General features: G+C 38.4%; 11 protein-coding genes and 3 pseudogenes. 12 read left to right on the top strand and 2 right to left on the bottom strand.

Translation table 11 applies throughout. The features are described 5' to 3' along the window. Positions 1 to 8 precede the first annotated feature (8 nt). The 4 genes and pseudogenes from sufD to QT327_RS15550 all read left to right on the top strand — a co-directional run bounded on the left by sufD (position 9) and on the right by QT327_RS15550 (position 3,593). The gene (gene sufD, locus QT327_RS15570; protein WP_289553295.1) at positions 9 to 1,316 is read left to right on the top strand and encodes a Fe-S cluster assembly protein SufD; all 1,308 of its coding nucleotides are present in this window, start codon (positions 9 to 11) and stop codon (positions 1,314 to 1,316) included. Between the two features lie 32 nt (positions 1,317 to 1,348). Beyond that, a pseudogene (locus QT327_RS15565) lies at positions 1,349 to 2,571 on the top strand (aminotransferase class V-fold PLP-dependent enzyme). Positions 2,572 to 2,582: 11 nt separating this feature from the next. Continuing rightward, positions 2,583 to 3,002: a SufE family protein gene (locus tag QT327_RS15555; RefSeq protein ID WP_013667263.1), complete on the top strand. Its 420-nt coding sequence runs from the start codon at positions 2,583 to 2,585 to the stop codon at positions 3,000 to 3,002. 120 nt (positions 3,003 to 3,122) lie between these two features. Then, a complete protein-coding gene (locus QT327_RS15550) occupies positions 3,123 to 3,593 on the top strand; it encodes an Lrp/AsnC family transcriptional regulator (RefSeq protein WP_013667262.1) in 471 nt (156 codons plus the stop codon). Positions 3,594 to 3,624: 31 nt separating this feature from the next. Here QT327_RS15550 and ung read toward each other — a convergent pair. Continuing rightward, positions 3,625 to 4,295, bottom strand: a pseudogene (ung, locus tag QT327_RS15545) (uracil-DNA glycosylase). Positions 4,296 to 4,457: 162 nt separating this feature from the next. On the opposite strand from ung, the gene QT327_RS15540 reads away from it, so the two are divergent. Beyond that, positions 4,458 to 4,994, top strand: coding sequence for a tetratricopeptide repeat protein (locus tag QT327_RS15540; RefSeq protein ID WP_013667260.1), 537 nt, complete (start codon positions 4,458 to 4,460; stop codon positions 4,992 to 4,994). A gap of 48 nt (positions 4,995 to 5,042) precedes the next feature. On the opposite strand, the gene QT327_RS15535 is transcribed toward QT327_RS15540, so the two are convergent. After that, entirely contained in the window at positions 5,043 to 6,824 is a 1,782-nt protein-coding gene (locus QT327_RS15535; RefSeq protein ID WP_289553291.1) for an ABC transporter ATP-binding protein, read from the bottom strand. A 201-nt stretch (positions 6,825 to 7,025) separates the two neighbouring features. On the opposite strand from QT327_RS15535, the gene QT327_RS15530 reads away from it, so the two are divergent. The 7 genes and pseudogenes from QT327_RS15530 to QT327_RS15500 all read left to right on the top strand — a co-directional run bounded on the left by QT327_RS15530 (position 7,026) and on the right by QT327_RS15500 (position 12,613). Continuing rightward, positions 7,026 to 8,108 carry a Glu/Leu/Phe/Val family dehydrogenase gene (locus QT327_RS15530; RefSeq protein WP_013667258.1) on the top strand — a complete coding sequence of 361 codons (1,083 nt, stop codon included), beginning with the start codon at positions 7,026 to 7,028 and terminating at the stop codon, positions 8,106 to 8,108. 43 nt (positions 8,109 to 8,151) lie between these two features. Beyond that, complete coding sequence (gene nusB / locus QT327_RS15525) at positions 8,152 to 9,099, top strand: transcription antitermination factor NusB (protein ID WP_013667257.1); 948 nt, start codon at positions 8,152 to 8,154, stop codon at positions 9,097 to 9,099. 75 nt (positions 9,100 to 9,174) lie between these two features. Next, a complete protein-coding gene (locus QT327_RS15520; RefSeq protein WP_130855764.1) occupies positions 9,175 to 9,651 on the top strand; it encodes a DUF1573 domain-containing protein in 477 nt (158 codons plus the stop codon). 28 nt (positions 9,652 to 9,679) lie between these two features. Next, positions 9,680 to 10,026: pseudogene (yajC, locus tag QT327_RS15515) on the top strand (preprotein translocase subunit YajC). 105 nt (positions 10,027 to 10,131) lie between these two features. Then, on the top strand, positions 10,132 to 11,073 hold the full coding sequence (locus QT327_RS15510; protein WP_130855766.1) for a CdaR family protein: 942 nt from the start codon (positions 10,132 to 10,134) through the stop codon (positions 11,071 to 11,073). Then, positions 11,064 to 11,678, top strand: a complete 615-nt coding sequence (gene coaE / locus QT327_RS15505) for a dephospho-CoA kinase (protein ID WP_130855767.1) — start codon at positions 11,064 to 11,066, stop codon at positions 11,676 to 11,678. Before QT327_RS15510 ends, coaE begins: the two co-directional genes overlap by 10 nt. Next, positions 11,675 to 12,613 (top strand): MBL fold metallo-hydrolase, encoded by a 939-nt coding sequence (locus tag QT327_RS15500; protein ID WP_130855768.1) that lies wholly within the window; start codon positions 11,675 to 11,677, stop codon positions 12,611 to 12,613. The genes coaE and QT327_RS15500 overlap by 4 nt, the downstream gene beginning before the upstream one ends. The last annotated feature ends 52 nt before the right edge of the window (positions 12,614 to 12,665 follow it).

The following is a 12,665-nucleotide window of genomic DNA, read 5'->3' as shown; positions in this document are numbered from 1 at the left end:
ATTAACAAATGATTACACAAGTTTCAAGTTCATTATATCATCAATTAGTTACTTTTTTTGAAGAGAGGCTCACCTTAAAGGGATACCAGGAACCGCAAGTCTCTCTACGTAAGGAGGCTTTTGCCCGTTTTAAGGATTGGGGCTTTCCTACGCTGAAGGCGGAAGATTGGAAGTACACGAATCTGCAACCTTTAATCAATCAGCATTATCTATTAAATGACGCCATTCCGGGAAAAAATGTAGATACGAGTCAAGCGATTATAAAAGGTTTGGACGCTTATCGACTCATATTAGTGAATGGGCGCTATCGCAAAGACCTTTCTGATGTTATTACAGAACCAGGCATATTTGTGAGTGCTATTGAAGATGTAGCGAATAATGAATTATTCGCTGTGCATTTTGCAAAATACGCAGATAAAACAGATAATCCACTAGTTGCGCTCAATACAGCTCTTCATGAGGGGGGACTCTATATCCATATAGGTCAAAATATTGCTTTAAAAAAGAGCATTCAAATTATTCATGTTGCATCTTCAAGTGAAGCTATTTTTAACCAAACAAGGAATTTATTTGTTTTAGACCCAAACGCTGAAGCAGAGATTATCGAATCCTTTATTGCAAATGGTAGCACGATAAGTCTGAACAATACAGTATCCGAACTTGTTTTGAACGAGAATGCTCATCTGCAACATTATTATTTACAGACTTCCGGCGAAAAGTCTCGATACCTTAATCATACAGAGGTTAAACAAGCTAAGCATAGCTTGTACAACAACTATAATTGTTCATTTCCTGGATCTTCATTCGTTCGAAACAATATTAATGTCCGTTTAGACGATACATCGGTAGAAAGTCATTTATACGGGGTAACGCTTACCGCTAAAGATCAACTGGTGGATAATCATACTATTGTTGACCATCGAATGCCTCATTGTGAAAGCTATGAATGGTACAAGAATATTGCACAAGATACCTCAACGGCAGTATTCAATGGCAAGATTTTTGTACAACCCGACGCTCAGAAAACCAATGCTTTTCAACAGAATAACAACATGTTAATTGGTGATAAAGCAAGTATTCTGACCAAACCGCAATTAGAAATATTTGCAGATGATGTAAAATGTAGTCACGGTTGTACCATGGGACAATTCGATGATGAAGCTTTATTTTACCTTAAAGCAAGAGGTATTGGCGAAGCGAGTGCAAGAGTGCTCTTGGTTCATGCTTTTGCCTTTGATGTAACGGAAAAGTTCAGCAATGATAATGTAAGAGCTTACGTTGATCATCTAATCGAACAGGGCCTAATTATTGAGTAATAAGTTTTCGGTCTTACTTTAAATTTCTGATTTTGACACATTACGATATTCATAGTATAAGAGCTGATTTTCCTATATTAAAAACGAAGGTAAATGGGTACCCCTTGGTTTATCTGGATAACGGAGCGACTACGCAGAAGCCACAATCGGTAATTAATGCTATTACTGATTATTATACACAAATCAATAGTAATGTGCACCGGGGTGTTCATCACTTAAGTCAGCTGGCAACAGATGCTTATGAGGTCACACGGAGAAAGCTTTCTGAATTTATAAATGCAGCGCAAGATTATGAGGTTATTTTAACCAATGGGACTACGCACAGCATCAACTTGGTTGCGCATTGTTATGGAAAGCAATTTGTAAAAGAAGGGGACGAGATTATTATTTCGGCCATGGAACACCATAGCAATATTGTGCCTTGGCAAATGTTATGCGAAGAGCAGGGCGCGAAGCTACGTGTAGTTCCCATAAATGATGAAGGAGAATTGGATATGGGCGCTTATCAGGCTATGCTCAACGAAAGAGTAAAGCTTGTTTCCATAACCTACGTATCAAATACGCTCGGAACTTTAAACCCAATAAAAGAGATTACAAAGCTGGCGCATGATCATGGCATTCCCGTGCTGGTTGATGGTGCGCAGGCCATACAACATTTACATGTGGATGTACAAGCTTTAGATGTTGATTTTTTCGCTTTTTCAGGACACAAGATGTACGGTCCAACCGGCGTGGGGGTCTTGTACGGAAAGGAAAAATGGTTGGATCAGATGCCGCCTTATCAAGGAGGGGGTGATATGATTAAAGAGGTTAGGTTTGAAAAGACGATTTATAACGAACTACCATTAAATTTGAGGCGGGTACACCCAATATCGAAGCGGGAATATGTTTGGGGGCAGCCGTAGATTATATAAAGACGATTGGCTTGAGTCAGATTGCGCTTTATGAAACGGAACTGCTTAAATATGCGACTAAAGCTTTGTCGGAAATTGATCAAATCCGGTTTATAGGTACGGCGAAAGAGAAATCCAGCGTGATATCTTTTCTGGTGAATGGTGCGCATCCGTACGATGTGGGCGTTATCTTAGACAAGTTGGGCATTGCTGTTCGTACTGGTCATCATTGCACACAACCTTTAATGGAGCGGTTTGGGATTCCTGGCACGGTGCGTGCCTCCATTGCAATGTACAATACAAAGGAAGAAATAGATCTGTTGGTAAGCGCTGTAAAAAGAGCCGCTTCTATGTTGCTATAACGATGGTTGATATGACAATTAAGGAAATACAGGACGAATTGATAGAAGATTTCTCTTTTTTCGAGGATTGGATGGCTAAATATGAATATATTATTCAATTGGGGAAGGAGCTGCCTTTAATCGACGAGTCCCATAAAGTTGACGATTTATTGATTAAAGGATGCCAGTCTCGCGTTTGGTTGCATGCACAGTATGTAGACGACAAAGTCTTTTTTACGGCCGATAGTGATGCAATCATTACTAAGGGACTTGTTAGCTTAATGATCAAAGTTTTATCCGGACAGCGTGCAGAAGATATTGTGAGTGCCGATCTTTATTTTATAGATGAAATCGGATTAAAAGAACATTTGTCACCTACTCGTGCTAACGGGTTGGTGGCGATGGTAAAGCAAATGAAATTGTACGCGCTTGCCCTAAATGCTAAACGTTAATTGGCACTCATTTTCCATCGTATTAAATGTACTATTGAATACCTAATCTTTGAAATAAAAAAATCAATATTGTAAAATTTTATTTGGTTATTTGTTAACTTTACGCTAAAACTGTTAGCCATGGCTTTTGAACCAGATAGAATTGATTTAAAGATTATTAAATTACTCCAAGAAAACGGTAGAATAACCAACTTACAACTTTCTTCCAATATCGGTTTGTCACCGGCACCAACACTGGAAAGGGTTCGAAAACTTGAAAATGCGGGCTATATCAAAAGCTACCATGCCTTGGTGGATGAAGAGCTTCTAGGCTTGGGCATTAAATCCTTTATACAAATACAATTGGATTTTCATACACACAATTCAATCCCTGAATTTGTTGAAGCGATCAAAAGTATACCTGAAGTGACCGAATGCCATCACGTCACCGGGCAATGTGATTTTATTTTAAAGGTTTATGTCAAGGACATTAAATCTTACGAGCGGTTGATTATGGAAAAGATTAGTCGGATACCATGTGTGAAAACCTTTCAAACGATGATGATTATGTCAACGTCTAAAAAAGAACCGATCGTACCAATGGAATACTAAGATCGATTTTTTGCATAACAATCTACTAGGTCTACACCTGCCAGTCAATTGGCGTTTTTCCGTGTTTTTCTAAATAGTCATTGGTTTTTGAGAAGGGTTTACTGCCAAAAAATCCATTGTGTGCAGATAGCGGCGAAGGGTGGGCTGATGTTATAATCAAATGTTTGGAGGAATCGATCAGTTTCACTTTCTGTTTAGCGTAATTTCCCCATAATATAAAAACAATTCCTTCTCTTCGTTGTGCGAGTTCCTTAATTACGGTATCCGTAAAAACTTCCCATCCTTTTTTTGATGAGATGCTGCCATGTGTGCTCGCACCGTCAGTACCGCATTAAGGAGCAGTACACCCTGATCAGCCCATTTGGTCAGTGTACCGTGATTGGGAATCTTAAAACCTGGAATATCATTACTTAATTCGATATACATATTCCGTAGCGATGGAGGGATTGCAATGCCTGGTTGAACCGAAAAAGACAATCCATGTGCTTGTCCGATATTATGATAAGGATCTTGCCCCAAGATAACGGCTTTCACTTCATAAAAGGGTGTGTGTTCAAAGGCATTGAATATAAGTTTATTGGGCGGAAATACCTGATATTGTGCTTGCTCTGTCCTCAAAAAATTTCGTAACTCGCTCATATAGGTTTTGGAAAATTCCGGTTCTAAAATTTCTTTCCAGCTTTTTTCAAGGGCTATACTCATGCTCAAACTTAGCTAAAATTGACATTATATACAATACAATAGTCGTTTGCACGTCCTATAGACCGGATTTAACAACAGATTTTAACGGATAATTTTTTGTTAAAACCCATAAATTAACGGATATTTGCAGCATTATAATGAATACATTCATAAAGTAAAGATATGCCAAATTTCATTCGTATTATTATAGCTTTCCTTTTGTTGGGAGCAGCTGTCAGTCTATTTGTATTTGGCCACTGGCCGTGGGGAGTATTAGCACTTCTTTTGGCTATAGTTGTTTTTGTCACTTTCTTTTTTAACGAAAATATGCTGATTGCGCAATTTTACTTACGAAAGGAAAATATGGACAAAGCAAAAACTTGGCTAAATAAAATCACTAATTATGAGAAACAGTTGATTCGTGCTCAGCATGGGTATTATCATTTACTCATTGGACTAATTGAGTCGCGATCCGCTCCATTACAGTCAGAAAAATATTTCAAGAAGGCACTTAGCTTAGGCATGCAGATGGATCATAACGTAGCATTGGCTAAATTAAGCCTGGCGGGCATCGCCATGGCCAAGCGAAATAAGCGGGAAGCTACACAATTACTTCAAGAGGCTAAAAAAGCTGATAAAAATAAATTGCTAGCCGATCAGATTAAAATGATGAAAGATCAAATGGGTATGCTTGACAAGCAGCAGATGCGATTCCGTTAGTAAACAAGACGCCAGATACCCAAGCGAATTAAGAGCAGCTACTGTTGGTTAAACTTCTTCCTCCAGTAGCTGTTTTTCGTATAGCTCAAAGTAACTGCCTTTAGCAGCCAGAAGTTCTGTGTGTTTACCTTCTTCTATTATCTGACCGTTTTCCATTACCAAGATATGATCTGCGTTCTTGATGGTAGAAACACGATGCGCAATAAATATGGCGCTTCTGTCACGCATAACCGTACCTAAATTCTGAAGAATTTTTTCCTCTGTTTTGGTGTCTACCGCTGATAGGCAGTCATCAAAAATTAGTATTTTAGGGTTTATTGTAATTGCTCTTGCTATCGAAACACGCTGTTTCTGTCCTCCCGAAAGGGTGATTCCTCTTTCTCCGATAGCTGTCTCAAAACCTTTTTCGAACTCCATGATATTGTCATACACGGCTGCTTTTTTTGTTGCCTCCTCTACCTTCGACATATCCAGTTGATCCAGCCCAAAAGCGACGTTCTTTGCTATCGTATCTGAAAAAAGGAAAACGTCTTGCGGAACAAAACCTATTGTGCTCCGATAGCTGTTTAGGTTTAAGTCCTGTATGGGTATCCCATCGACAAGAATAGTACCGGAAGAAGTATCATACATACGCATTAAAAGTCGTGCAATGGTGGATTTTCCCGATCCTGTTTTGCCAATGATCGCTAAAATTTTTCCTGGATTAACCTTAAAAGATACTTCTTTTAGTGCAGTAATTCCTGTATCCGGATAGGTGAAAGATACGTTTCTAAATTCAATATCTCCTCTAAACTCCTCTTTCCCGCCGGTTTGCGATTTTATACGAGGAGAAGTATCTAAAAATTCATTGATCCGTTTTTGCGAAGCTGCCGCTCGCTGCACCAATGAAGTCACCCAGGCAAGTGACATTGCAGGAAATGTTAATTGATTAACATAAACAATAAATTCTGCAATGTTTCCGGATGATATGCTACCACGCATGACCTCGATACCTCCAATATAAATAGTTATAATCGTACTTAAACCAATGAGAAGTAAGATAAGCGGAAAAAATACAGCCTGAACTTTCACTAATGATAAGGAGACAGTTTTGTAATCGTTGCTTTCTTTTGCAAAGCTGTTTTTCTTATCCTGCTCACGACTGTATGTTTTAATAACACGGATCCCTGAGAAAGTCTCTTGTACAAAAGAGCTCAACGCGGATAGCTGCTCCTGTATTTTTTCACTTCTTTTATTGATGAGCTTATTAATAAAAAGTATGACCGCTGATAGAACGGGTATAGGAGCTAATGCGTAAATAGCTAGCTTGGCGTTCACGGTAAACATAGAACTAATGACCATTACTGAGAGCACAACCGTGTTAATAGAGTACATAATGGCCGGACCCAAGTAAGCTCGGACACGACTTACATCTTCGGTTACACGATTCATTAAATCTCCCGTGTTGTTTCGTTTAAAGAAAGCCATATCCAATTGTTGGTAGTGATCATAAATTTCATTCTTTAGATCATATTCGATATGACGTGAAGTCAGGATGATTGTTTGTCTCATAAGAAAGAGGAACAGTCCCCTTATCAGTGCTAAGACCAAAACAAGCGTACCAAATAAAAGAAGACTATGTCCAAATATCTCATAAATCAACGACTGACGTTCAAAGCCATCGAATAGCTGAAAAAGAGCTATATTATCTTTAACCAGATCAAAGGCAATACGAATTACTTGAGCCGGTATAATGCCGAAGTAGTTTGATACTACCACGAATATAAAACCGGGAATCATTCGCCAACGATATTTATAGAAAAATTTATTAAGATAAGCTAAGTGCTTCATGAAGACTAAAATTAAACCTATCGTACAAAAGTACGTATCCTGATAAAACTATTGCTATACTGAGTGCATTTAACTAATATTAAAATTAAATGGCAATGCAAACAATTATTTACTGAATGAAATGATTTTAAATTCGTAAAAAGATACCGATAAAATTAGTACTTTTGCGCAGAATTGCCGATACTAAAATAATAGTAAAATATGTCTTCCGAAACGCCATACCCCCAAATGTTTGATTTGTTACGACAATTTGAACATCAAAAGATTGTATTTTGCCAAGATCATACAATAGGATTAAAGGCTATCATCGCTATTCATGACACTACACTTGGTCCCGCTATCGGTGGAGTACGTATGTTGCCATATAAAACCGAATTGGAAGCGATAGACGACGTCTTAAGATTGTCTCGGGCGATGACATATAAATCGGCAATAAGTGGTGTCAATTTAGGGGGTGGAACTGCGGTAATTATTGGCGATCACCGTACCCAGAAATCGGAAGTTATCTTAAGGAGGCTCGGGCAGTTTGTAGAAGAGATGAATGGTTCATTTATCGCTTCATTGGATATGGGAACTACTTCCAAGGATATGGAATTTATCCACATGGAAACCAACCATGTGGTTGGCTTGCCGAAATCTTTGGGTGGAAGCGGCGATACGGCTCCCTTCACCGCGAAAGGCGTGTTTTATGGTATAAAGGCAGCCGTCAAAGAACTTTATGGTACAGATAGTATGGCTGGGCGGACGGTGGCCGTGCAGGGAACGGGAAAAGTGGGGGAACATCTTGTTTCATTACTTCGGGAAGAGAATGCGAAGGTATATGTAAGTGATATTGTTGAAGATCGAATGATTCAGGTTTCTAACAAATACGGTGCAGAAGCCATCGCGCATAATAACCTCTTCGATATGGATTTGGATGTTTATGCGCCTTGTGCATTAGGAGGGACAGTTAATAATTACACGATTGAGCGTATGAAATGCAAAATTATTGCGGGTTCTGCTAACAATCAGTTGGCCAACGATCGTGAACATGGCGCTAAGCTTCTGGAAAAAGGCATTATTTACGCGCCTGATTTTTTAATAAATGCTGGAGGCCTTTTGAGCTGCTATGCTGAAATTGCTGGATATAATGTCTTAAGAAGTGCCGCATTAACCGAAAATATCTATGAAGCAACGCGCTCGGTGATTCAAAAATCGTTGAAAGAAAAAATTCCAACGCATCAGGCTGCTATGCAAATTGCTGAAGACCGGATTGCGCTTATAAAAAAAATAAAACAAAACTAGTCATAGGGCTAGCATGACTATATAATCGTTCTTTATAAATAATATGTTAAATAGAAGGCACCTGAGGGTTAAAGTATTACAAACAATCTATGCATTCCAGCAATCGGATGATAAGAATATAAACAATTTTGAAAAGGCATTGCTGAAAAGTGTTGATCAGGTTTATGAGATGTATATTTGGGTGCTCGCACTCGCGTCAGAGGTGGCTGAATATGCGTTGGTAGATGCGGAAGACCGGGCAAATAAATTTTTACCTACTGAACACGATCTCAATGCCAATACACGATTGGCGAATAACACCTTTATTGAACTGCTACAACAAAATGAGGAGTTTGTGGATCTGTGTAAAAAATATAAGGTAGATGCCGTTTTTGATATGGAAACGGTGAAAAGTATTTTCCACATTTTAAAACAATCTCCCGAGTATGTTGCTTATTTAGAGAATGAAGATCGATCGCTCAAGGCTGAGAAGGATATTATAAAGTTTATCTTTAAAAAAATTATATTGAAATCACCGGCTATTGAACAGATATTCGATGAGCATTTTATTAATTGGACGACTGATAAAGATGTGTTACAAGCGCTGTTAGCTAAAACTTTGAAAAATTTCAACAGCGAAGATCCGGAGAAAAATAAGTTAGCGCAATTGTGTCCAAATTGGGTTGATGATAAAGAATTTATTGTTGACTTGTTTCGATTGACAACTCGGCATGGAGAGGATTATCAGATATATATTTCGGGGAAAACAAAAAACTGGGAAGCTGACAGAATAGCGTTAATTGATACCTTACTGATGAGAATGGCGATCACCGAATTATTGAATTTTTCTTCTATACCTGTTAAGGTTACAATTAATGAGTATATTGAAATTTCTAAGGAATTTAGTACACCGAAGAGCAATTCGTTTATCAATGGCATCCTCGATAAAATTTTGATCGAACTTCAAAAGGAGGGCAAAATCAGAAAATTCGGAAGGGGACTTATTGGATGAGATGTTTCTATAAACCCTTAGTCGATAAGCTAGTGCATGGCTTATCTACATCAAATAACCAACAATTATAAGTATATGAAAAATAAAATTTTGTTACTATCATTAGCAGTTTTGGCGCTAAGCGCTTGCAATGGATCTAAACAAAAGGAGAAAAGTGCTGGAGAGGATATTATCGAAAGTGTAAATACGACTGATAATACCGGGGTGAATAAGCAGATTCCGGATTCCGCCGATGTAGCGGATGCTCCCGTGCTAAAATTTAAGAATGATACATATGACTTCTCCAAGATCAAAGAAGGGGAGAAGGTAAATCACGTTTTTGAATTTACTAATACAGGGAAATCACCTTTAATAATAAGCGACGTGCAGGCAGGATGTGGCTGTACTACTCCCAAATTTGATAAAAAACCGATTAAACCCGGAGAGCAAGGCAGCATTGAAGTTGGTTTTAATAGTGCAGGACAACGCGGTGCACAGCATAAAATTATTACCGTATATAGTAACGCGCAACCCGCACAATTAATGCTACACTTAAAAGGTGAAGTACAATAGTTAACAATTTTAAATCACAGTAATTTACATGACAACAGCAGCAATTTTATTACAAGCAGGATCAGGCGGAATGTCATCCCTCATTATGATGGGATTAATTGTGGTAGTATTCTATTTTTTCATGATACGCCCACAGATGAAGAAACAGAAAGATCATAAAAAATATATAGAAGATTTAAAGGTGAATGATAAGTGGTAACTACCGCAGGCATTCACGGTCGTATCGTTGAGATAGGCGAAAGCACATTTATCATTGACGTAGGTTCCGGTACACGTATCAAATTCGATAAAGCTGCGATTTCATTGGATGCTTCCAAACTTGCCAATACACCAAAGCAAGGGACAGTAACTACAACAACGGACGAAAAGAAATAGACTTTGTCGGCTAGACGAGGTGCTATAAAACGCCTGACAAAATTGATTTGACCGACAAAGGTTGTTATTTTTGTTAGGCGTTTTGTTCGTTTATAAAGGGTAGGTATGTTTAATCTCAATAAGAAGCAACAAAAGAAACTAAGCTTATTTGCTATTTGTCTCTTTATCTCCTTTCTGGTGTGGAGCCTCTTTGCTTTATCAAACCGTTACATTTATACGGTAAAGGCCTCTCTAAATTATGTAAATGTTCCGCCGAAAAGGGCATTTCACCCACTTCAGTCAGATACCGTCGCTATGCAGGTCGAAGGAACGGGCTGGCAGGTGTTATTTTCTAATCTTCGACTTAAACCTCAAGATATACATGTTGACTTAAGCGGTTTAAAAACACGTGATTGGATACTATTTTCCAATCAAATGGGATATATAAATCGGCAATTTAGTGCAAATCAACGTATTGTTTCCATTTCTCCCGATACACTTTTCTTTAATTTTTCTAAGCAAGATGTTAAAAAAGTAACCGTTAATTTGTCCAAAGACATTAAGTTTAGAAAGCAATATGATATCACAGGCGATATTCAGATTGAACCGAAGTTTGTGACGGTTACAGGGCCTTTGGAAGACCTGGTATTGATTGATGGCTGGGCGACAGATACATTAAGGAGAAATAATGTTGACAATACCATTACTGCCAAAGTTACTTTATCAAAAAGTCAGAAAGCAAATATTAATGTACACCCCTCATCGGTTGATGTTACCATACCGGTAGGTGAAGTGACGGAAAAGATTATAGAGGTACCTATTAGGGCAGAGAATAGTAGAGCCTTTAGAACGGTGAAAGTGCTACCTGAGAAAGTAAGATTAACAACCATTGTGTCTTTAGAAAAATACGAAGATATAGATCGGGATATGTTCGAAGCAGTTATTAATTTGAACGACTGGCGAAGTAATCACATCAAGAATTTGCCGGTTATTATCACGAAGCAGCCGGATTTCGTGAAAATTATTAAGGCAGAACCGCAAAATGTAGAATTTTTATTGTGGAAATAAATAAAGATAAACTACGCATTGGCGTAACTGGAGGAATTGGTACTGGTAAAACCACCGTTTGTAAAATATTTGAAGCTATGGGATATCCGGTGTTTTATGCGGATACCGAAGCTAAGAATGTGATGGTAGACAATAAGGATTTAGTGGAAGATATCAAAGGAATATTCGGAGCGGAAGTCTATTCAAAAGAAGGTAAACTTGACCGGGTCTATCTCTCGAGGATTGTTTTCCAAGACCGTGATAAATTAGATAAGCTTAACGCCCTGGTTCATCCAGCTACAATAAAAGCCTATGAAAACTGGGAAAGGCAACAACAAGCAGAGCTAACATTTAAAGAGGCTGCGTTACTTTTCGAAACAGGAACCTATAAATTATCAGACTATAATATTTTAATAGTTGCCCCGCAGGAACTTCGAATCAAGCGCGTGATGGAAAGGGACCAGCTAACAAGAGAGGCGGTGTTAGCAAGAATAGATAAACAAATGATTGATGAAGAAAAACGCAAGCTCGCTGATTTTGTGATAGATAATGACGAGATTCACGCTCTTATTCCGCAAGTTTTAAAAGTCAGGGCTCGCTTGCTAGCGCAGCTGAAAGCAAGATGATTTTAGATGATTTTTTGACAGTCAATTCCAAGGGTATTTATTGTGCTTATGGCGACTTTTTTATAGATGCCCGGGAAGCGGTGAGAGTTTCGGTGGTGTCTCACGGCCACGGTGATCACATAACATCAGGCTGCTTTACTGTATTCTGTACGGCTCCAACAAAGTCATTTATGGAGCTGCGTTATAACAAGGGCGCTGCACGCGACTTCCAAGTTTATGATTATGGCGTGCCTTTTACGTTAGGAGGTGTGACGGTTACGTTTCTTTCTGCAGGTCATATTTTGGGTTCGTCTTTAATATTGATGGAATTCAAAGGAGTACGTTATTTATATACCGGCGATTATAAGTTGCAAGCAGATCCAACCTGTACTCCCATCTCGCTTGTTAAGGCGGACGTTTTGATTACAGAAAGCACTTTTGCGAATCCGATTGTAAAACATCCGGACCCTTCGGTGGAACTTGATAAGCTAAATAGTACAACCTATCCGATTATGCTTGGTGCTTATGCGTTAGGCAAAGCACAACGTTTGACGGCGATGATCAATCAATATTGCCCGGAAAAAAAAGTACTTCTCCATCATGCAGTGCTTCCTTTTCATCGGATTTATGAACAATATGGCTATGCTGGTTGGCACTATATACCTTATGGTCGTAAAATTATTAAAGAGCAGCCTGAGAATATCATTTACCTTGTGCCACCATTAACTTTTAATAGCTATTTTAGAGCTAAAAACCTTATAAAGGTCTTTGCCTCCGGTTGGAAATATCTGCAAAACAGAAATGATATGGAATTGTTTATTTCAGATCATGTTGATTGGGGGGATATTTTAAAGACAATTGATGTTGTTGATCCCCGGGAGATATGGACACTTCATGGTGATGGCAGTTTTCTTGTAGATCATTATAGAGGCAGTCGTTATGTGAAAATTTTATAATCGTCGATTACACGATATTATACAGAATGTAGTTGCAAGACATCTTTATTTT

Origin of the sequence: Olivibacter sp. 47, from assembly GCF_030372825.1 — a bacterium.
Lineage (GTDB): Bacteria > Bacteroidota > Bacteroidia > Sphingobacteriales > Sphingobacteriaceae > Olivibacter > Olivibacter oleidegradans.
Note: the sequence above shows the minus strand (reverse complement) of the source record. Positions and strands in the feature narration are given on the sequence as shown.

What these genes read in the sequence shown, in the direction of transcription:
- sufD (WP_289553295.1), top strand. Translation starts at nt 9, where the DNA reads ATGATTACACAAGTTTCAAGTTCATTATATCATCAATTAGTTACTTTT.
- QT327_RS15500 (WP_130855768.1), top strand. Translation starts at nt 11,675, where the DNA reads ATGATTTTAGATGATTTTTTGACAGTCAATTCCAAGGGTATTTATTGT.
- QT327_RS15550 (WP_013667262.1), top strand. Translation starts at nt 3,123, where the DNA reads ATGGCTTTTGAACCAGATAGAATTGATTTAAAGATTATTAAATTACTC.
- QT327_RS15555 (WP_013667263.1), top strand. Translation starts at nt 2,583, where the DNA reads ATGACAATTAAGGAAATACAGGACGAATTGATAGAAGATTTCTCTTTT.
- QT327_RS15510 (WP_130855766.1), top strand. Translation starts at nt 10,132, where the DNA reads ATGTTTAATCTCAATAAGAAGCAACAAAAGAAACTAAGCTTATTTGCT.
- QT327_RS15540 (WP_013667260.1), top strand. Translation starts at nt 4,458, where the DNA reads ATGCCAAATTTCATTCGTATTATTATAGCTTTCCTTTTGTTGGGAGCA.
- QT327_RS15530 (WP_013667258.1), top strand. Translation starts at nt 7,026, where the DNA reads ATGTCTTCCGAAACGCCATACCCCCAAATGTTTGATTTGTTACGACAA.
- nusB (WP_013667257.1), top strand. Translation starts at nt 8,152, where the DNA reads ATGTTAAATAGAAGGCACCTGAGGGTTAAAGTATTACAAACAATCTAT.
- QT327_RS15520 (WP_130855764.1), top strand. Translation starts at nt 9,175, where the DNA reads ATGAAAAATAAAATTTTGTTACTATCATTAGCAGTTTTGGCGCTAAGC.
- QT327_RS15535 (WP_289553291.1), bottom strand. Translation starts at nt 6,824, where the DNA reads ATGAAGCACTTAGCTTATCTTAATAAATTTTTCTATAAATATCGTTGG.